This window comes from Xanthomonas sp. NCPPB 1132 (assembly GCF_056629235.1).
On sequence record NZ_CM152819.1, the window covers coordinates 1,236,462 to 1,255,478 of the forward strand.

A 19,017-nucleotide genomic window follows, 5' to 3' on the forward strand; every position below is an offset into this window, starting at 1 on the left:
TCGTCTGCCGCCGCCTGCGCGCAACCGGCTATGCTGTCCGGATGCGCAACGATTTCATCGAGCGGCTGCTGCGCGGCCTGTACTCGGCCGTGCTCTATCTGCTGCTGCCGGTCACCGTCTATCACCTGGTCTGGCGCGGCTTCCGCGTGCGCCAGTACTTCCAGCGCTGGGACGAGCGCTACGCCTCGTACTCGCAGGCGCGCGGACGCCCGCGGGTGTGGCTGCACGCGGTCTCGGTGGGCGAGGTCAACGTCGCCGCGCCGGTGGTCAACGCGCTGCGCGCGCAGCGCCCGGACATCCGCTGGGTGATCACCACCATCACCCCGACCGGTTCGGAGCGGGTGCGTGCGCTGTGGGGCGACGCCCTGGACCATGTGTACCTGCCCTACGACGTGCCCGGCAGCGTCGGCCGCTTCCTGCAGCATTTCCGCCCGAGCCTGGCGCTGATCCTGGAGACCGAGCTGTGGCCGAACATGCTGTTCGGCTGCCGCGACCGCGGCATTCCGGTGTACGTGCTCAACGCGCGGCTGTCGGCGCGTTCGCTGCGCGGCTACCGCGTGCTGCGACCGCTGATCGGGCGCGCGCTGCGCACCGTCACCTGCGTGGCGGCGCAGTCGCAGGAGGACGCCGAGCGCTTCGTCGCGCTGGGCGCACGCGCCGAGCAGGTGCGCGCGCTGGGCAACCTGAAGTTCGACATCGCCGCGCCCGCGCACCTGCCGGAAGTCGTTGCCGCGTTCCGCGAGCGCGTGCCGGCGGCGCGCCCGGTGTGGATCGCCGCCAGCACCCACGATGGCGAGGAAGCGGCGGTGATCGAGATGCACCGGCAACTGCGCCGGCAGTGGCCGGACCTGCTGCTGCTGTGGGCGCCGCGGCATCCGGAACGCTTCGCCAAGGTCGAGGCGCTGGCGCGCGACCAGGGCTGGCGCGTGGCCACGCGCCGCCAGCAGCAGTGGCCGGGTGCCGACGATGCGGTGTTCGTGATCGACACGCTGGGCGAGTTGATGGGGTTCTACGCCTGTGCGCAGGTCGCCTTCGTCGGCGGCAGCCTGCAGCCGATCGGCGGCCACAACCTGCTGGAGCCGGCAGCGGTCGGCACGCCGTCGGTCACCGGCCCGCACCTGCACAACTTCTCCGAAATCTCGCGGCGCATGCGTGAGGCCGGTGCGGTGGCCATCTGCGAGGATGCCGGCGCCGTGTGCGCGGCGCTGCAGTCCCTGCTGGGCGACGCGGAGGCGCGCAAGCAGATGGCCGAGGCCGGCTGCGCGCTGGTCGCCAACGGCCGCGGCGCGCTGCAACGGACCCTGCAACTGATCGCGCCGCATCTGCCGCCGTTGGCCGGCGAGGCGAGTGCGGAGGACTGACGTGCGTGGTGCAGGGATGCGTGCGTCATTCAGCCGCGACGGACGTTCCCGGTAAGGCGTGTCGCGGCTGAAGCCGCTCCTTGTATCTGGACATGTCGCCCCTAAACAGGCGTCATGTCTTCCGACTGATCATCGGAGGAGGTGTGGGAGGTCCAGTCGCTCCTAAAGCTTCGAGCTTGCATCGTAGATCGGCTCCGCCCTCCACATGCTGGCCCTTGTGTGTCCGAACGGTATCCAGAGTCCGCCCCCGGGCGTGAACTCGCATCGACAAGGCAGGACCGGGCTCAGCGCCGATCATGACCCTGACACGATGGAGGAATCGCGTATGTCTCCCGTCATCGGCATCGACGTCGCCAAACGCAGTTTCGATGTGGCCATCGATCTGACCAATGGCAAGCACCGTACCAAGGCCAAGTTGTCCAACGATGCCAAGGGCTTCCAGGCCCTGCAGGCATGGCTGCAGACGCATGCGCAGCCCGATAGCTGGATCGCCATGGAGGCCACCGGCACCTACCACCAGGCGCTGGCCGAGTTCCTCCACGCACAAGGCTATCGGGTGTGCGTGCTCAACCCGGCGCAGACGGCCGCGTACGCACGCAGCCAACTCAGCCGGGTCAAGACCGATCGCAGCGATGCCAAGCTGATCGCCAGTTATGCCCTGCGTCATCGCGAGCAGTTGCGCCGTTGGTCCCCTGATCCGCCGGCGCTCAAGCAACTCAAAGCGCTGGTGCGCCGGCGCCAGGACCTGCAACAGATGCTGCAGATGGAGCGCAACCGGCTGGAGGTCGCTCCGGCCCAGGTGAAGGACTCGATCCAGGTCCATCTGGCCGATCTGCAACACCACATCGCCCAGATCGAGCAGGCCATCGATGACCATATCGACCAGGATCCGACCTTGCGTGGGCAGCGCGAGCTGCTGGTGAGCATCCAGGGCATTGCCGACACCAGCGCGGCCTTGATGCTGGCCGAGCTTGGCGATGTGAGGCGCTTCGCCAATGCCTCGGCGGTGACCGCCTTCGCGGGCCTGAATCCGTGCCTACAGGAGTCAGGCGAGCGCAAAGGCCACGTCTGCATCTCGCGCACCGGCTCGCCCCGCCTGCGCGCGGGCCTGTTCATGCCGGCCCTGGTGGCCATGACCCACAACCCGATCATCCGGACGCTGAAACAGCGGCTGAGCGAACGCGGCAAAGCCGGCAAGCAGATCGTGTGCGCTGCCATGCGCAAGCTGCTGCACCTGGCCTACGGGGTTCTCAAATCGGGCACGGCGTTCGATCCGAAAAGGGGCCTTGCCTGCTAGGGGGTAAGACGGTATCTACCGGCTCTGCGACGGCGTCCTTTTCCAGGCTCCAGACAACCGGTTGTGGGAGCGACTTCAGTCGCGACGCATGACACTCTCCTTTCGCCTATTCCGCCTCATCCATGGCGCAGCGCGTCGGGACTGAAGTCCCTCCCACAGTGAGGCTGCCGGACTGTCGTGTCGCGGTCAGGACGGCGTTCGCCTTGGCAGATGGCGGGCGACGCTGCACGGCGCGTGTCGCATGGCGAGTGCGTACTCGTAGGAACGGCTTCAGCCGCGACCGGCAGGCGGAAACGGGGTGCTGACGCATCGCCGCCCGCGGCGCGCAAAACAAAACGGCGGACCCGAAGGCCCGCCGTTTCGATGCGCGCGCGAACGCGCTTACTGCGTGCTGGTGGAGTTGAGCTTGGATTCGGCGCTCTGGGTCAGCAGTGCGTTGATCGACTGCACCTCGGCCACGTCCAGCGAGCCGAGCGCCTGGCTCAGCAGCAGGCGGTTCTGCAGGAAGTTGTAGCGCGCCTGCGCGTAGGCCAGCTGCGCCTGGTACAGGGTGCGCTGGTTCTGCACCACGTCCAGCACGGTGCGGGTGCCGACTTCCAGGCCGACCTGCGAGGCGTCGAACGCGGCCTGCGCCGAGACCACCGCCAGGCGCCGCGCCTCGATCTCGCTGATCCCGGCCACCACCGTCTGGTAGGCGTTGCGGGTGTTGCGGTCGAGCGCGCGCTTCTGCAGTTCGTAGGTGTCCTGGGCGATGTCGCGCTGGGCCAGCGCCTGGCGCACCGCCGACTGGGTGGCGCCGCCGGCGAAGATCGGGATGCTCAGGGTGACGCCGATGGTGTTGCTGTCGGCGCGCGGCGAATTGCTGCCGGAGACGCCGTCGCCCCAGGTCGCATCGCGGCCGGCGCTGGCCGACAGGTTCAGCGTCGGCAGGTGCCCGGCGCGCGCGGCCGAGACGCTGGCCTCGGCGGCCTGCACCTGGTACTGGTAGGAACGCAGCGACGGATTCTTGTCCAGCGCCGAGGCGATCAGGCTGTCGATGTCGCCGCCGGTGGCCGGCAGCTGCGGACGGAAATCCTCCGGCAGGCCGCGCAGGTCGCGCACCGGCTGGCCGGTGATTTCGGTCAGTGCCTGGTACAGGTCCTGCAGCGAGTTGCGCGCGGTGATCGTGTCGGCGCGGGCCTGGTCGTACTCGGCGCGGGCTTCGTGCACGTCGGTGATCGGCGCCAGGCCCACTTCCAGGCGCTTGTCGGCGTAGTCGAACTGCTTCTTGGCGGCGGCTTCGTTGGTCTCGGCGGCGACCAGCGACTCGATCGCCACCAGCACGTTGAAGTAGGCCGCCGAGGTGCGCACGATCAGGTCGTCGTTGGCCGAATCCAGGGTGTAGTCGGCGGCCAGGCTGCGCGCCTTCTGCGCGCGCAGGTTGGAGAACTGCGCGAAGTTGACCAGGGTCTGCTGGCCCTGCACGGCGTAGCTGCGGCTCTTGCTGGTGCCGGCCAGTTCGCCGGTGCCGCGCTCGATCTCGCTATGGCTGCGCTGCAGCGATGCGCTGCCGTTGATCTGCGGCAGCAGCGCGGCGCGCGCCTGCACCTCGCCCTCCTTGTCGTACAGCCGGGTCGATTCCGCGGAGGCCAACTGCGGGTCGCTGTTGCGGGCCATTTCGTAGACTTGCAGCAGGTCCGTGGCGTTGGCGGCCAGCGGAAACAGCGCGGCGGCCAGCGCCAGGACGAGGGATCGGCGGATCATTGCGGCTTCCTTGATGGATCAGAATGTGAACTGGGGGACTGGCGCTGCGCCTCGCAGGTAGTACGCCAGGTCGGTTTCGAACAGCGATTCCGTGCGCGGCGCGCCGGCCTCGGCATGCACCAGCACCGCTTCCATGACCGGCGCGCGGCCGCGGATCGCGAACAGGCGCCCGCCGGGACGCAGCCAGGCCAGGAACTGCGCCGGGATCTCGGTGACCGCGGCGGTGACGCAGACCACGTCGAAGCGGCGCTCGCTGTTCCAGGCGAAAGCGTCGGCGGTCTCGATGCGGACGTTGCTGCCCAGGCCGGCGGCGTCCAGGTTAGCGCGCGCGGCGGCGGCCAGGGCCGGCTCGATCTCCAGGCTGACCACTTCGCGGCCGAGCTCGCCCAGGCAGGCGCTGACGAAACCGCTGCCGGTACCGATCTCGAGCACGTCCTCGCCCGGCTGCAGGTCCAGGGCCTGCAGCATGCGGCCTTCGATGACCGGCTTCATCATGAACTGGCCGTGGCCCAGCGGAATTTCCAGGTCGGCGTAGGCCACGGCGCGGTGGGCCGGCGGCACGAAGGTCTCGCGCGGCAGCCGCGACAGCACGTCGAGCACGCGCAGGTCCAGCACGTCCCAGGGACGGACCTGCTGTTCCACCATCTTTTCGCGGGCTTGGGAGTAGTCGATCGTCATTTCGGGCATCCAACGCGGAGGGCCGGGCATTTTAGCCGGCACGGAGGCCGGGCGTATGCCGCAGCATCGCCGCCGGACGGCCCGGCGCGCAGTGCCGGAAGTCATCGGCGCCGGGGAGCGGCCGGGCGGCCGGGCTAGCGCGCCGCATAGGCACGCAGGAAGAAGTCGATGCTGGCCTCGACATGGGCGCGGATCCGCTCCTGGCTGGCGTCGCGGCACAGGCCGCACATCATCAGCGAGTACAGCTCGCCCTTGACCAGGCAGAAGAACTGCGAGGCGGCCAGGTCCAGGTCGGCGATGTCCAGTTCGCCGGCGGCGACGTGGGCCTGCAGCAACCTGGCCAGGTCCTGCTGGGTGCGCTTGGGGCCGGCATTCCAGAACATCTCGCGGACGTGGTCGTCGCCGGTGCCGGGGGTCAGCATCATGCGGTGGGTGGCCATCGCCGCCTCGCTGCTGATCATGGCGAAGAAGGCCTGGCCGATGTCCAGCAACTGGGTGCGCAGGGGGCCTTTGAGCGCGTGCCCGAACAGGTCGTCCGGCAGCAGCGCCTGGCATTGCGCGCGCACCGCCTCGGCGAACAGGGTCTCCTTGTCGCCGTAGTGGCTGTAGACGGTGAGCTTGGAGACGCCGGCGCGGGCGGCGATACCGTCCATGCTGACCCCGCCGAAGCCCAGTTCGGTGAACATCTCCCGGGCCGCTTCCAGGATCGCGGCGCGCTTGCCCATGTCCTTGGGGCGGCCGGGTCCGGCGGGACGGGAGGAGGGCTTGGCGGCGGCGGGCGATTTGCTGACCATGGCGGCAATACTAGACCAGTCGGTTCGATATTTATACTAGACCCGTTGGTTCATTATTGTGACGCTGCGTTCGGCCGGCGTCGCGGACCGGATGGGGCAGGCGGGCAATGGACTGTCTGGGGGACGGCGGCAACGGCGTCCAATGCTTTGCTTATGCGCGGCTTACATTTGCCTAACATCGGGCTCATGGTCGCCTAATCGGCGCCCCGGACGATGCCCGCCATGGCCATCGTCCCCCTCTCCGCCGCTTCCGGTTTCCGCTTCGCCGACCCCGTGCTGGTGGATGCCCTGCATCCCGACCGCGCGCAGGTCGAAGCCTTCATCGCCCGGGTCTACCGCGAGCGCTACGGCGCGGTCCTGCGCGGTTTCCTCCCGCACCTGCTCGCCTACCACGGCGCCGACGGTCGCCTGCAGGCCGCGCTGGGCCTGCGCTGCGCCAGCGAGGGCCCGCTGTTCGTCGAGCAGTACCTGGCGCAGCCGGCCGAGCTGGCGATCGCCGAGCGGATGCCACGGCGGGTGGTGCGCAGCGAACTGGTGGAGGTGGGCAATTTCGCCGCCGAGCACGCCGGCGATGCGCGGGCGATGATCCGCGCACTGACCTGCACCCTGCATGGCGCCGGCCTGCGCTGGGTGCTGTTCGTGGCGACCCGGCAACTGCGCAACGCCTTCGACCGCCTGCACCTGGCGACCGTGGAACTGGGCGAGGCGCGCGGCCAGGACCTGCGCGACGACCCCAGCGACTGGGGCGACTACTACGCGGCGCAGCCGCGGCTGATGTTCGGCGACATCGCCGCCGGGCACGCCTTCCTGCAGCGCGAGGCGGAACCACGCCACGGCACGCTGCCGACCTTCCGCGCCTGCCTGGCGGGGGCGCCGTGAGCGCGCCGAGCGTCGCCGACCTGTTGGCCGGCTTGCGCGGCGACGACGCGCGCGTGCTTTACGCCGATGGGGCGCTGCCCGAGCGCGATCTGCTCGAGCGCGCCCGGCGCCTGGCCGATGCGCTGCAGCGGCATGGGTTGCACTGCGTGGCCAGCCGCCTGGACAGCGGCCCCGAGTGGCTGCTGCTGGACCTGGCGATCCGCCTGAGTGGCGGCGTGCATGTGCCGCTGCCGACCTTCTTCAGTCCGGCGCAGGTGCAGTACGCCCTGGCCAGCAGCGGTGCGCAGGGGCTGATCGCGGCGCCGGGTCCGGCGCTGGCCGATCTCGACGGCGAGGCGCTGCGCCTGCCGGAGCCGGGCCTGGCCGGCCGGCGCCTGGCGCAGGCGCCGGTGGCTCTGCCCGCGGGCACCGGCTGCATCACCTACACCTCCGGCACCACCGGCCAGCCCAAGGGGGTGTGCCTGAGTGCCGAGGCGCTGCTGCAGGTGGCCGGCTCGCTGGCCGACGCGGCCTCGGCGCTGGCGCCGCGCCGGCACCTGTGCCTGATGCCGCTGTCGACGCTGCTGGAAAACGTCGGCGGCCTGTACGCGCCGCTGCTGTCCGGCGCGCAGATCGCGCTGCCGTCGCTGGCCGAGATCGGCTACAGCGGCGCTGCAGGACTGGACATTCCGACCCTGATCGCCTGCCTGCACCGCTACCAGCCGCACAGCGTGATCCTGGTGCCGCAGTTGCTGCTGGGGCTGGTCATGGCCGCCGAGCGCGGCGTGCCGCTACCCGCCTCGTTGCGCTACCTGGCGGTCGGCGGTGGCCGCGTCGGCCCGGGCCTGCTGCGCCGTGCGGCGGCGCTGCAGTTGCCGGTGTTCGAAGGCTACGGCCTGACCGAATGCGCCTCGGTGGTGGCCTTGAACCGCCCCGAGGCGCAGCGCCTGGGCAGCGTCGGGCGACCGCTGCCGCATGCGCGGGTGCAGGTGGTCGATGGCGAACTGCAGATCGAAGGCGTGCGTTGCCTCGGCTACCTGGGCGCCCCCGGTCCGGCGCCGGGGCCGATCGCCACCGGCGACCTGGGCCATGTCGACGCCGATGGCTTCGTGCACATCACCGGCCGCCGCAAGCATGTGTTCATCACCGCGTTCGGCCGCAACGTCTCGCCGGAGTGGGTGGAAAGCGAGTTGCTGCAGCATCCGCTGATCGCGCAGGCGGTGGTGTGCGGCGAGGCGCGCGCGCACAACCTGGCGGTGCTGTGGCCGCGCCGCGCCGGCGAAGACGACGCCGCGCTGCAAGGGGCGCTGGCCGAGGTCAATGCCGGCCTGCCCGATTACGCCGGTGTCGCCGGCTTCGTGCGCGCCGCCGCGCCGTTCAGCGCTGCCGACGGCCTGCTCACCGGCAACGGCCGCCCGCGCCGCGACGCCATCCTGCAGCGCTACGCCGACGCCGTGGCGCAGCGCTACGCCGAACTCGAAACCGATCCCGCCCCAGGAGCCTTCCAATGAGTTTCCATGCCCGGCTGCTCGCCGAGACCCAGGCCGAACGCGCCGACCTGATCGCCATTCCGATCATCCAGACCGCCCTGGCCGGGCAGATCGCCCGCGCCGACTACGTCGCCTTCCTGGGCCAGGCCTATCACCACGTGCGCCACACCGTGCCCTTGCTGATGGCCTGCGGCGCGCGCCTGCCGGCGCGGCTGGAGTGGCTGCGCAGCGCGGTGGCCGAGTACATCGAGGAAGAGCTGGGCCACCAGGAGTGGATCCTCGACGACCTGGCCGCCTGCGGCGCCGACCGTGCCGCGGCCGCGGCGTCGATGCCCTCGGCGGCGACCGAGCTGATGGTGGCCTACGCCTACGACACCATCGCCCGCGGCAATCCGGTGGGCTTCTTCGGCATGGTGCTGGTGCTGGAAGGCACCAGCGTGGCGCTGGCCACGCGCGCGGCCGAGAGCATCGAGACCTCGCTGGGCCTGCCGCGCAACGCCTTCAGCTACCTGCGCTCGCACGGCGACCTGGATATCGAGCATGCCGGCTTCTTCGAAGGCCTGATGGACCGCCTCGACGACGCCGACGACCAGCGCGCCGTGGTGCACGCGGCCAAGCGCTTCTACGGCCTGTACGGCGACATCTTCCGCAGCCTGCGCGTACAGCCGGCGCTGTCCATGGCGGAGGCCGCATGATGGATCTCAACGGACGCAGCGTGATTCTCACTGGCGCCAGCGGCGGCATCGGCGCCGCCCTGTGCGACGAACTGGTGGCCGCCGGCGCCTGCGTGCTGGCGGTCGGCCGCGACCCGGTGCGGCTGGCGCAGGTCGCCGGCCGGCATCCGCAGGGGCGGGTGCTGCCGCTGCCGCTGGACCTGTCCACGCCGGCCGGGCGCGCGCAGTTGCTCGGTGCCGCCGCGGCCTTGCCGATCCGTCCGTCGCTGCTGCTGATCGCGCATGCGCAGAGCGGTTTCGGCCTGTTCGCCGAGCAGTCCGAGCAGGATCTGCGGCAACTGCTGGACACCAACCTGATGGCGCCGATGTTGCTGGTGCGCGCGCTGCTGCCGTTGCTGCAGGCGCAGCCGCAGGCCACGGTGGTGGCGGTCGGCTCGACCTTCGGCAGCCTGGGGTTCCCCGGCTTCGCCGGCTACAGCGCCAGCAAGTTCGGCCTGCGCGGCCTGTTCGAGGCGCTGGCGCGCGAGTACGCCGACAGCCATGTGCGCTTCCAGTACCTGGCGCCGCGCGCCACCCGCACCGCGTTCAATACCGCGCAGGTGGATGCGATGAACCAGGAGCTGAAGGTCGGCGCCGATACGCCCGAGCGGGTGGCGCGTGCGCTGCGCCAGGCGATCGAACGTGGCGACCGGCGCCTGCAGATCGGCTGGCCGGAAAAGCTCTTCGCCCGCCTCAACGGCGCCTTGCCGGGACTGGTGGACCGCAGTTTGAAAGCGCAGTTGCCCGTGGTGCGCCGGCATGCCGCGCGCGCTCCTTCCCGATTTGGAGATGCCCGATGAACGTCCGTCTGCGTGCGCTGTCGTTGTTGCTTGCGCTGTTGCCGCTGGGGGCGGCCGCTGCCGCGCCACTGAACCCGGCGGTGGCCGCGGTGCGCGACCAGTGGGCGCAGGTCGCCTACCAGACGCCGAAGCCGCAGCGCCTGCAGGCCTACGCCCGCCTCGCCACGCAGGCGGGCGTGGCCCGGCAGGCGTCGCCCCGGGATCCGGCGGCGCTGATCTGGGAGGGCATCGTGCTGTCCAGCGAGGCCAATGAACGCGGTGGACTCGGCGCGCTCGCCCTGGTCAAGCGCGCCCGCAGCGATTTCGAGCAGGCGCTGGCCCTGGACCCGGCCGCCTTGAACGGCGCCGGCTGCACCAGCCTGGGCGCGCTGTACTACCAGGTGCCCGGCTGGCCGGTCGGCTTCGGCGACGACGCCAAGGCGCGGACCTTGTTGCAGCAGGGCCTGCAGTACGATCCGGACGGCATCGACGCCAACTACTTCTACGGCGATTTCCTGCGCGCGCAGAAGGACTGGAGCGGCGCTGCCGCGGCCTTGCGCAAGGCCCTGGCGGCACCGCCGCGGCCCGGGCGCGAGGTGGCCGACCACGGCCGCCGCCAGCAGATCCAGGCGGCGTTGCGCGAGGTCGAGCCGCATCTTGCCAGCCGCTGAGCCGCCGCCCACACTGCGGCCATGCGCATCCTGCTGGTGGAAGACGATCTGTCGCTGGGAGAAGGCATCCGCACCGCGTTGCGCCGCGCCGCCTATTCGGTGGACTGGGTGCAGGACGGTGCCGCCGCGCTGGCCGCGATCGGCGATGGCGAGATCGACCTGGTGCTGCTGGACCTGGGGCTACCGCGGATGGACGGGCTGGAGGTGATCCGGCGCACCCGCCAGCTCGGCGCCGACGTGCCGATCCTGGTGCTCAGCGCGCGCGAACGGCCGGCCGATCGCGCGCTGGGCCTGGACGTGGGCGCCGACGACTACCTGGGCAAGCCCTTCGACACCACCGAACTGCTGGCGCGCACGCGTGCGCTGCTGCGGCGCAGCGCCGGCCGCGCCACGCCGCAGCTGGAGATCGGTGCGCTGCACCTGGACCCGGAGCGCCTGGCGGTGCGCTGGCGCGGCCGTGCGCTGGACCTGACCCGACGCGAGTTCGCCCTGCTGTGGCTGTTGGCCGAGCGCCACGGCCGTGCCATCGCCCGCGATTCGATCCAGCAGCGGCTGTACGGCTGGGACGAGGACGTGGCCAGTAACGCGGTGGACGTGCACGTGCACCAGTTGCGGCGCAAGCTCGATCCGGCGCTGATCCGCACCGTGCGCGGGGTCGGCTACGCGCTCGACACCCAGGCCGCCACGGCCGCGCCATGAGCTCGATGCGGCGACGCTTGCTGGGCGGCCTGCTCGGTGTGGTGGTGCCGGTGTTCGCGCTGACCGCGCTGCTGAGCTACCGCGCCGGCCTGCAGGAGGCCGGCGAGATGTTCGACGCCAAGCTGGTGCAGTCCTCGCGGGTACTGATGAGCCTGGTCGACGAGCCGCTGGACGATCTGTCGCGGCTGGGGCCGGCCGGCGATGCCATCGTGATCCGCGGCTGGCATGGCCAGGCGCAGGGCGTGGGCGAGGCGCTGGCGTTCCGCACCGGGCACGCCTACGAAAGCAAGCTGGCGTTCCAGGTACGCGACGGCAACGGCCATCTGCTGCTGCGCTCGGACAGCGGGCCGACCCGGCAACTGGCGCCGCTGCGCGCCGGCTTCGCCGACGTGACCCTGGAGGGCGACCGCTGGCGCACCTTCAGCCTGCGCTCGCCGGGCGGGCGCTGGTTCCAGACCGGTGAGCAGGCCGATATCCGCGAGGAGCTGGCCGAGGACATCGCGCTGGGCACGGCCTTGCCGCTGCTGCTGGCGCTGCCGGTGCTGGTGGTGCTGGTGTGGCTGCTGGTGAACTGGGCCAGCGGCGCGTTGAGCCGGGTGTCGCAAGAGATCGGCGAGCGCGACCCGCAGCGGCTGGAGCCGCTGCCGCTGCGGGGCGTGCCGCGCGAGATCCTCGGCCTGGTCGCCGCGGTCAACGGGCTGATGCGGCGCCTGCAGACCGCGCTGGAGCGCGAACGCCGTTTCATCGCCGATGCCGCGCACGAGCTGCGCACCCCCATCGCCGCGCTGAAGGTGCACGCCGACAACCTGCGGCAGGCCCGCGATGCCGACGAGCGCGCCGACTCGCAACGGCACCTGGACGCCAGCGTGCGCCGGGTGGAGCGGCTGGTCGCGCAGTTGCTGACCCTGAGCCGGGTCGAGCCGGGGGCTGCCGCCGCGACGCTGGCGCCTCTGGCGCTGGACGCGCTGGTGGCGCTGCAGGTGGAGGAGGCGCACGACCTGGCCGCGCGCCGCGGCCAGCACCTGCACCTGCGCCGCAACGACCCGGCACGGCTGCCAGCCAACGAGGCGGCGCTGTCGGCGCTGGTGCGTAACCTGATCGACAACGCGTTGCGCTACGCGCCGCCGCAGGGGCAGGTCGAGGTGGCGCTGTGCGCCGGGCGCGACGCGGTCTGCTTCAGCGTCGAGGATTCCGGCCCCGGCATCCCGGCCGAGGCGCGCGAGCGGGTGTTCGCGCGCTTCCACCGCGAACTGGGCAGCGGCGTGGAGGGCAGCGGCCTGGGCCTGGCGATCGTGCGCGAGGTGGTGAGCGCGCACGGCGGCGAGGTGACCCTGGACACCTTCCCGGCCCTGGGCGGCCTGCGCGTCTGCGTGACCCTGCCGCTGCCGCCGTGAATGCAGCCTGGGCGTCAGGAACACCCTGACATCGGCGCCGAACAGGCGGTGATAGATTAGCCATCTGCCCACAGGGGGGTACCCGCGCGCCGTTACCGGTGTGATTCGGAAAGGATGGAACAGGGGGATCGGCGTCACGATATTCGCGACGGCGCGTACGCGCTGTGTCGCCGCCTGGGCGTGGGTCTGTGCCTGTTGCTGGCGTTGTGCTGCGCCAGTGTCGTCGCGCGCGCCGAACCGGCCGCGCCGCTGACCGAACGCGCGGTGCTCGAGCGCCCGGTGATCGCGCGCTGGACCATGCAGGAAGGGTTGCCGCACAACCTGGTGCACGCGCTGGCGCAGGACCGCGACGGCATGATCTGGGTCGGCACCTGGGAGGGCGTGGCGCGTTTCGACGGCCGCGCCTTCACCGTCTTCGATCGGCAGAACACGCCGGGCATGGAGCTGTCGGGGGTGTTCGCGCTGCTCGCCGACGCCGACGGCGGCATGCTGGTCGGCACCGCCTACGACGGCGTGTTCCGCTACGCCGCCGGGCGTTGGGAGCATCTGGGCGATGCGCGCGCGCAACGGCTGCGGGTCACCGCCATGCTGCGCGATGCCGATGGCGGGCTGTGGGTGGGCAGCGAGGACGGCCTGTTCCGGATCGAGGCCGACGGCCGCCTGGTCGATGCCGGCGCCGCCGCGGGGTTGGGCAGGACCCGCATCGCCGCGCTGCTGCGCTACCGCGATGCGGTGCTGGTGGGCACGCCGCAAGGGCTGTTCCGGCTGACCGCGCATGGCACGCGCGCGCAGCGCTGGGGGGCGGCGGCGATGCGCACGGCGTCGATCCGGCGCCTGGCCCCCGACCGCCACGGCGGCCTGCTGGCGGCCAGCGACGAGGGCGTGTTCTGGCTCGGCGCCGATGACAGCCTGCAATGGCTGCGGCGCGGCCAGCGCGTCGATGCCGCGCTGCAGGACCGCGACGGCCACCTGTGGATGAGCCTGTCCAGCGGACAACTGCTGCGGCGCGCCGGCAACGGCGCCAGCGACGAAGTGCTGTCGATTTCCGGCGTGGTCAGCCCGGCGCTGATCGAGGATCACGAAGGCCTGGTCTGGGCCGGCAGTACCGAAGGCCTGTTCCGCGTCGCCAAGGGCGACGCCGGCGGCCTGACCCGCCAGGACGGGCTGGGCAGCGACTACGTGCGCGTGGTCCAGCAGAACGCCGATGGCGCGATCTGGATCGGCCATGCCGCCGGTCTCGACCGCTGGCAGGGCGGCCGCATCCATGCGGTGCGATTGAGCGAGCGCGCGGGCCGCGATCCGTCGGTGCTGGCGCTGGCCGCCGCGCGCGACGGCGGCATGTGGGTCGGCACCTACGACCAGGGCGTGCTGCTGCTGCTGTCGGCCGACGGCAGCATCCGGCAGCGCCTGGGCGTGGCCGCGGGCGTGCCGCGGAGCATGGTGCGCGCGCTGCTGGCCGACGCCGACGGCGGCCTGTGGATCGGCGGCAACGAGGGGTTGCTGTACCGCAAGGGCGATCGCACGCGGGCCTACGGCAGCGCCGACGGTTTGCCGGGGCGGCAGGTGCAGGCGCTGTACCGCGACCGCGCCGGCGTGCTGTGGATCGGCACCAGCCAGGGCATCGCCACGCTCGCCGCGGACGGCACGCTGCGGGCGCGGCCGAGCGGCCACGGCTTCCCGGCGCAGAACGCCTTCGACTTCCTCGAAGATGCCGACGGCACGATGTGGGTCGCCAGCGACCGCGGCCTGCTGCGGCTGCGCGGCGGGCAGTGGCGCATCTACGACCACAGCGTCGGCCTGCCGCGCGACAAGCTGTTCCGGTTGCTCGACGACGGCAACGGCAACCTGTGGGCCAACAGCAATCGCGGGGTGCTGCGCATCGCGCGTGCGCGTCTGGCGGAACTGGACGCCGGCCAGCGCAGCACCCTGGCGGTGGACGTGGTCGATCGCAGCGACGGCATGCCCAGCGTGCAGGGCAACGGCAGCACCGCGCCGGCCGGTTGGCGCAGCCGCGACGGGATATTGCTGATCCCGACCTCGGCCGGCCTGGCGCTGATCGATCCGGCGCTGCCGAGCCGGCGCGACGTGCGTGCGCCGCCGCTGGTGATCTCGCACGTGCAGGTGGATGGCGTGGCGCAGCCGCTGCGGGGCGAGTACCGCCTGCACGGCGGCGTCGCCCGGCTCGCGGTCGGCTATGCCGGGCTGAGCTTCCGCTCGCCGGACAAGGTGCGCTACCGCTACCGCCTGCAGGGATTCGACCGCCAGTGGGTCGATGCCGGCAGCAACGAGGAGGCCGTCTACACCAACCTGCCGTCGGGCAGCTATCGCCTGGACGTGCAGGCGATGACCAGCCCGCTGGACTGGTCGCGCAGCGATCGCATCGGCAGCGCCTCGCTGCAGTTGCAGGTGGTGCCGCCGTTCTGGGAGCGCTGGCCGTTCGTGGTGCTGGTGGCGCTGTGCGCGACCGGCCTGATCCTGTGGTGGTACCGCGGCCGCAGCCATCGCTACCGGCGCCGCCAGCGTCGCCTCAACACCATCATCGCCGAGCGCACTCACGAGCTGAAGGCCAAGAACCTGGCCCTGAAGCTGGCCAACCTCGAACGCGAGGATCTGGTGCGCAAGCTCGCCTACCAGGCCGGTCACGATGCCCTGACCGGCCTGCCCAACCGGCGCACCGGCGATCCCTACCTCAACGCGGCGCTGGAGCGGGCGCTGAGCACGCGCACGCCCTTGTGCGTGGCGCTGCTGGACATCGACCATTTCAAGAAGATCAACGACGCGTACGGCCACGAGATCGGCGACGAGGTGCTGCGCCGGGTCGGCGAGGCGCTGCGCGCCAGCCTCGGCGAGCAGGCGTTCGCCGCGCGCCATGGCGGCGAGGAGTTCCTGCTGGTGCTGCCCGGCCTGGACCAGGAACCGGCGCGTGCGCGCCTGGATGCGTTGCGCGTGCGCATCGCCGACCTGGTGCTGTACGACGACGACGGGCGCGCAGTGCGCTTCACCGCCAGCATCGGCTTCGCCTGCGTGTCGCCGACCCTGCGCACGCGCCGCGACCTGCTGGTGAAGGCCGACAAGCTCCTGTACCAGGCCAAACGCGAAGGCCGCGATCGGGTGGTCGGCTAGGGCGCTGTCGCCACACGGACGCAGCGCGTCGGTTGCGCGGCGACGCAGGTTGCGTGGGCAGCGCGCGCAGGCGCCAGGCAGGCGCCGCGAAGCGCGTGGGGTATTCCAGTGGGGCGTTCCGCACCCGCCGCATCGTCGCGGCGGGCGGGAGGCGGCCGGCGCCAGTGCGCCGGCGCAGATCAGCCTTGCAGGCGCTGCAATACCGCCTGCGTGGCCGCCTCGGTGGAGATGCCCTGGCCGGGCGCGGCGAGATCGGCAGTGAACGCCTGCGCCTCGAGCGCGGCATCCACCGCCTGCTCGATCACCACTGCTTCGGCGTCCAGGCCCAGCGAGTGGCGCAGCAGCAGCGCCGCGCTGAGGATGGTCGCGTAGGGATTGGCGATGCCCTTGCCGGCGATGTCCGGCGCCGAGCCGTGGATCGGCTCGTACAGGCCGATGCGGCCGTCGCCCAGCGAGGCCGACGGCAGCAGCCCCAGCGAGCCGGCCAGCATCGAGGCTTCGTCGGTGAGGATGTCACCGAACATGTTCTCGGTGACGATCACGTCGTACTCGCGCGGCTTGGCCAGCAGGTGCATGGCCATCGAATCGACCAGTTGGTGTTCCAGACGCACGTCCGGGAATTCCTCGCGGCCGATGCGCGCGGCGACGTCGCGCCACAGCCGCGAGGTCTCCAGCACGTTGGCCTTGTCCACCGAGACCACGTGGTTGCGGCGCTGCCGGGCCAGGCGGAACGCGCTGCGCAGCACCCGTTCGATCTCCGCGACGGTATAGCGGCACAGGTCGCTGGCGTCGCTGGCGCTGCGGGTCTTGTCGCCGAAGTAGATGCCGCCGGTCAGTTCGCGCACCACCACGATGTCCACGCCCTGCAGCAGGTGCGGCTTGATCGGTGAGGCGTCCAGCGCCGCCTTGTGCGGCTTGACCGGGCGCAGGTTGGCGAACAGGCCCAGGCCGCGGCGGATCGCCAGCAGGCCCTGCTCGGGGCGCACCTTGGCGTTGGGATCGGACCACTTCGGTCCGCCGACCGCGCCCAGCAGCACCGCGTCGGCGCCCTGGCAGGCGGTCAGCGTGGCCGCCGGCAGTGGCTCGCCGTGGCGGTCGATGGCGATGCCGCCGATGTCGTGTTCGTGGAACTGGAAGTCGTGGCCGTGGCGCGCGGCGACGGCACGCAGCACCGCGACCGCGGCGGCGGCGACTTCCGGACCGATGCCGTCGCCGGGCAGGACGACGATGTCAGCGTGCATGGGTGGCCTCGTAGCGTTCGATGTCGGGTTGGCGCAGCAGCAGGTAGCCCATCTCGTCCACGCCTTCGAGCAGGCAGGTCTGCGAGAACGCGTCGAGCGGGAAGGCGTAGACGCGGCCGTCGGGCGTGCGCAGTTCGCGCGCGGCCACGTCCACGGTCAGTTCGTCGTCCGGGCGCTGCATCAGCGTCTGCACGTCGTCCTCGGCCAGCACGATCGGCAGCAGGCCGTTCTTGAGGCTGTTGTTGCGGAAGATGTCGGCGATTTCGCTGCTGACGATGGCGCGCAGGCCCAGGTCGGTCAGCGCCCACGGCGCATGCTCGCGCGAGGAGCCGCAGCCGAAGTTGCGCCCGGCCAGCAGGATCTGGCGGCCGGCGTTGTGCGCCTGGTTGAAGGCGAACTCCGGGTTCGGCGTGCCGTCGGCCTGCCAGCGCCAGTCGTTGAAGGCGTGGCGGCCGAGGCCGGCGCGTTCGGTGGTGGACAGGAACCGCGCCGGGATGATCTGGTCGGTGTCGATGTTGGTCTGGCGCAGCACCACGCTGCGCGAGGTGAGGGTGGCGAAGCCGGCCATCACGGGGTCTCCTGGGAAGCGACGGAGTCGAGGGCGGGTGCCGCGGCGTCGGCCACGGGCGGCGGCAGCGCCACGGGCGGCACGTGCGGCGGCAGCAGCGGCTGGTGGCGGTGCGCGAAGGCGCGGGTGGTGGTGGCGACGAAGGTCAGCGTGGCCGCGAACGCGGCGATGTGCGACGCCATCACGCGACCTCCGCGAACAGCGCGCGCGGATCGCTGACCTTGCCGTTCACCGCCGCCCAGGCCGCGGTCAGCGGCGAGGCCAGCAGGGTGCGCGAGCCCGGGCCCTGACGGCCCTCGAAATTGCGGTTGCTGGTGCTCACCGCCAGCTGTCCCGGCGCCACCAGGTCGCCGTTCATGGCGATGCACATCGAGCAGCCGGACTCGCGCCATTCCGCGCCGGCCGCGCGCACCACCTCGTGGATGCCCTCGGCCTCGGCCTGGCGCTTGACGATCTCCGAACCCGGCACCACCAGCATGCGCACGTGCGGCGCCACCTTGCGCCCGCGCAGCACCTGCGCCACGGCGCGCATGTCGCTGAGCCGGCCGTTGGTGCAGGAACCGACGAACACCACGTCCACCGGCGTGCCGATCAGCGCGTGCCCGGCTTCCAGGTGCATGTAGTGCAGGCCCTTCTGCGCCGCCGGATCCTGTGCGGCCGGGATCGGCACGTCCACCGCGATCGCGGTGCCGGGGTGGGTGCCCCAGGTCAGGGTCGGGCGGATCTCGCGCGCATCGATGTGCACCTCGGCGTCGAAGCGCGCGCCGGGATCGCTGCGCAACTCCGACCAGCGCTGCACGGCGGCGTCGAAGTCGGCGCCCTTGGGGCCGCGCGGGGTGTTGGCGACCCAGTCGAAGGTGACCTGGTCCGGCGCGACCATGCCGGCACGCGCGCCGGCCTCGATCGACATGTTGCACAGGGTCATGCGCTGCTCCATGTCCATCGCTTCGATGGTGGAGCCGCGGTATTCCAGCACGTGGCCGGTGCCGCCGTTGACGCCGATCACGCCGATGATGTGCAGGATCACGTCCTTGGCGCCGACGCCCGGCGCCAGCGGCCCGTCGACGGTGATCGCCATGGTCCTGGCCTTGCGCTGCAGCAGGCATTGCGTGGCGAGCACGTGGCCGACCTCGCTGGTGCCGATGCCGAACGCCAGCGCGCCGAACGCGCCATGCGTGGAGGTGTGGCTGTCGCCGCAGACGATGGTCATGCCGGGCTGGGTGAAGCCCTGCTCCGGCGCGATCACGTGGACGATGCCGCGGTTGTCCGAGCCCATGTCGAACAGTTCGATGCCGTAGTCGGCGCAGTTGCGCGCGAGCATGTCCACCTGCGCCTCGGAGGCCGGGGTGTAGTACGGCAGCTTGCCGTCGGCGCCGCGCGGCAGGGTCGGCGTGGAATGGTCCATCGTCGCCTTGGTGCGGTCGGGCCGGCGCGGCGCCAGGCCGCGCGTCTTGAGCTCGGTGAACGCCTGCGGCGAGGTCACTTCGTGGATCAGGTGCAGATCGATGTACAGCACCGCCGGGGCGGCGGCGCTTTCGGGGACGACGACGTGCGCGTCCCACAGCTTGTCGTACAGAGTGCGGGGAGTGGCGGACATTGCGGAACTAC

17 protein-coding genes are annotated in these 19,017 nt (G+C 71.5%); 10 read left to right on the forward strand and 7 right to left on the reverse strand.

Annotation, left to right across the window (positions count from 1 at the left end; all coding sequences use genetic code 11):
* Positions 1-41: 41 nt before the first annotated feature.
* Both waaA and AC1G9L_RS05360 read left to right on the forward strand, forming a co-directional pair.
* Entirely contained in the window at positions 42-1,361 is a 1,320-nt protein-coding gene (gene waaA, locus AC1G9L_RS05355; protein WP_010344495.1) for a lipid IV(A) 3-deoxy-D-manno-octulosonic acid transferase, read from the forward strand.
* A 325-nt stretch (positions 1,362-1,686) separates the two neighbouring features.
* Entirely contained in the window at positions 1,687-2,658 is a 972-nt protein-coding gene (locus AC1G9L_RS05360; RefSeq protein ID WP_481069694.1) for an IS110 family RNA-guided transposase, read from the forward strand.
* A 381-nt stretch (positions 2,659-3,039) separates the two neighbouring features.
* Here AC1G9L_RS05360 and AC1G9L_RS05365 read toward each other — a convergent pair whose 3' ends face one another.
* From AC1G9L_RS05365 to AC1G9L_RS05375, 3 genes are all read right to left on the reverse strand, one after another.
* Positions 3,040-4,401: a TolC family outer membrane protein gene (locus AC1G9L_RS05365; protein WP_010344494.1), complete on the reverse strand. Its 1,362-nt coding sequence runs from the start codon at positions 4,399-4,401 to the stop codon at positions 3,040-3,042.
* A gap of 18 nt (positions 4,402-4,419) precedes the next feature.
* Positions 4,420-5,079 (reverse strand): protein-L-isoaspartate O-methyltransferase family protein, encoded by a 660-nt coding sequence (locus tag AC1G9L_RS05370; RefSeq protein ID WP_010344493.1) that lies wholly within the window; start codon positions 5,077-5,079, stop codon positions 4,420-4,422.
* A gap of 134 nt (positions 5,080-5,213) precedes the next feature.
* Entirely contained in the window at positions 5,214-5,873 is a 660-nt protein-coding gene (locus AC1G9L_RS05375; RefSeq protein ID WP_481070430.1) for a TetR/AcrR family transcriptional regulator, read from the reverse strand.
* A 222-nt stretch (positions 5,874-6,095) separates the two neighbouring features.
* Between AC1G9L_RS05375 and AC1G9L_RS05380 the strand changes: the two genes are divergently transcribed.
* The 8 genes from AC1G9L_RS05380 (at position 6,096) to AC1G9L_RS05415 (ending at position 15,600) form a co-directional block, all read left to right on the forward strand.
* Complete coding sequence (locus AC1G9L_RS05380; protein ID WP_019800272.1) at positions 6,096-6,752, forward strand: thermostable hemolysin; 657 nt, start codon at positions 6,096-6,098, stop codon at positions 6,750-6,752.
* Positions 6,749-8,242, forward strand: a complete 1,494-nt coding sequence (locus AC1G9L_RS05385) for an AMP-binding protein (RefSeq protein WP_481070431.1) — start codon at positions 6,749-6,751, stop codon at positions 8,240-8,242. Before AC1G9L_RS05380 ends, AC1G9L_RS05385 begins: the two co-directional genes overlap by 4 nt.
* Positions 8,239-8,916 (forward strand): iron-containing redox enzyme family protein, encoded by a 678-nt coding sequence (locus AC1G9L_RS05390; RefSeq protein ID WP_019801718.1) that lies wholly within the window; start codon positions 8,239-8,241, stop codon positions 8,914-8,916. Before AC1G9L_RS05385 ends, AC1G9L_RS05390 begins: the two co-directional genes overlap by 4 nt.
* Entirely contained in the window at positions 8,916-9,734 is an 819-nt protein-coding gene (locus AC1G9L_RS05395; RefSeq protein WP_010344486.1) for an SDR family oxidoreductase, read from the forward strand. The genes AC1G9L_RS05390 and AC1G9L_RS05395 overlap by 1 nt, the downstream gene beginning before the upstream one ends.
* Complete coding sequence (locus AC1G9L_RS05400) at positions 9,731-10,384, forward strand: tetratricopeptide repeat protein (RefSeq protein ID WP_481070432.1); 654 nt, start codon at positions 9,731-9,733, stop codon at positions 10,382-10,384. Before AC1G9L_RS05395 ends, AC1G9L_RS05400 begins: the two co-directional genes overlap by 4 nt.
* Before the next feature lie 21 nt (positions 10,385-10,405).
* On the forward strand, positions 10,406-11,083 hold the full coding sequence (locus AC1G9L_RS05405; RefSeq protein WP_010344484.1) for a response regulator transcription factor: 678 nt from the start codon (positions 10,406-10,408) through the stop codon (positions 11,081-11,083).
* A 17-nt stretch (positions 11,084-11,100) separates the two neighbouring features.
* Complete coding sequence (locus AC1G9L_RS05410; RefSeq protein WP_481071022.1) at positions 11,101-12,477, forward strand: ATP-binding protein; 1,377 nt, start codon at positions 11,101-11,103, stop codon at positions 12,475-12,477.
* A 114-nt stretch (positions 12,478-12,591) separates the two neighbouring features.
* Positions 12,592-15,600 (forward strand): two-component regulator propeller domain-containing protein, encoded by a 3,009-nt coding sequence (locus tag AC1G9L_RS05415; RefSeq protein ID WP_481070433.1) that lies wholly within the window; start codon positions 12,592-12,594, stop codon positions 15,598-15,600.
* Between the two features lie 179 nt (positions 15,601-15,779).
* Here AC1G9L_RS05415 and leuB read toward each other — a convergent pair whose 3' ends face one another.
* From leuB to leuC, 4 genes are read right to left on the reverse strand one after another with little or no spacing between them, the layout of a single operon-like run.
* The gene (leuB, locus tag AC1G9L_RS05420) at positions 15,780-16,841 is read right to left on the reverse strand and encodes a 3-isopropylmalate dehydrogenase (protein ID WP_019801210.1); all 1,062 of its coding nucleotides are present in this window, start codon (positions 16,839-16,841) and stop codon (positions 15,780-15,782) included.
* A complete protein-coding gene (leuD, locus tag AC1G9L_RS05425) occupies positions 16,831-17,409 on the reverse strand; it encodes a 3-isopropylmalate dehydratase small subunit (protein WP_017914017.1) in 579 nt (192 codons plus the stop codon). The genes leuB and leuD overlap by 11 nt, the downstream gene beginning before the upstream one ends.
* Positions 17,409-17,591, reverse strand: a complete 183-nt coding sequence (locus AC1G9L_RS05430) for a hypothetical protein (RefSeq protein WP_010344479.1) — start codon at positions 17,589-17,591, stop codon at positions 17,409-17,411. The genes leuD and AC1G9L_RS05430 overlap by 1 nt, the downstream gene beginning before the upstream one ends.
* Positions 17,591-19,006 (reverse strand): 3-isopropylmalate dehydratase large subunit, encoded by a 1,416-nt coding sequence (gene leuC, locus AC1G9L_RS05435; protein WP_019801584.1) that lies wholly within the window; start codon positions 19,004-19,006, stop codon positions 17,591-17,593. Before leuC ends, AC1G9L_RS05430 begins: the two co-directional genes overlap by 1 nt.
* Positions 19,007-19,017 lie beyond the last annotated feature (11 nt).

Coding starts and splice junctions, on each gene's coding strand:
- waaA (WP_010344495.1), top strand. CDS start 42: ATGCGCAACGATTTCATCGAGCGGCTGCTGCGCGGCCTGTACTCGGCC.
- AC1G9L_RS05360 (WP_481069694.1), top strand. CDS start 1,687: ATGTCTCCCGTCATCGGCATCGACGTCGCCAAACGCAGTTTCGATGTG.
- AC1G9L_RS05365 (WP_010344494.1), bottom strand. CDS start 4,401: ATGATCCGCCGATCCCTCGTCCTGGCGCTGGCCGCCGCGCTGTTTCCG.
- AC1G9L_RS05370 (WP_010344493.1), bottom strand. CDS start 5,079: ATGACGATCGACTACTCCCAAGCCCGCGAAAAGATGGTGGAACAGCAG.
- AC1G9L_RS05375 (WP_481070430.1), bottom strand. CDS start 5,873: ATGGTCAGCAAATCGCCCGCCGCCGCCAAGCCCTCCTCCCGTCCCGCC.
- AC1G9L_RS05380 (WP_019800272.1), top strand. CDS start 6,096: ATGGCCATCGTCCCCCTCTCCGCCGCTTCCGGTTTCCGCTTCGCCGAC.
- AC1G9L_RS05390 (WP_019801718.1), top strand. CDS start 8,239: ATGAGTTTCCATGCCCGGCTGCTCGCCGAGACCCAGGCCGAACGCGCC.
- AC1G9L_RS05395 (WP_010344486.1), top strand. CDS start 8,916: ATGGATCTCAACGGACGCAGCGTGATTCTCACTGGCGCCAGCGGCGGC.
- AC1G9L_RS05400 (WP_481070432.1), top strand. CDS start 9,731: ATGAACGTCCGTCTGCGTGCGCTGTCGTTGTTGCTTGCGCTGTTGCCG.
- AC1G9L_RS05405 (WP_010344484.1), top strand. CDS start 10,406: ATGCGCATCCTGCTGGTGGAAGACGATCTGTCGCTGGGAGAAGGCATC.
- AC1G9L_RS05415 (WP_481070433.1), top strand. CDS start 12,592: ATGGAACAGGGGGATCGGCGTCACGATATTCGCGACGGCGCGTACGCG.
- leuB (WP_019801210.1), bottom strand. CDS start 16,841: ATGCACGCTGACATCGTCGTCCTGCCCGGCGACGGCATCGGTCCGGAA.
- leuD (WP_017914017.1), bottom strand. CDS start 17,409: ATGGCCGGCTTCGCCACCCTCACCTCGCGCAGCGTGGTGCTGCGCCAG.
- AC1G9L_RS05430 (WP_010344479.1), bottom strand. CDS start 17,591: ATGGCGTCGCACATCGCCGCGTTCGCGGCCACGCTGACCTTCGTCGCC.
- leuC (WP_019801584.1), bottom strand. CDS start 19,006: ATGTCCGCCACTCCCCGCACTCTGTACGACAAGCTGTGGGACGCGCAC.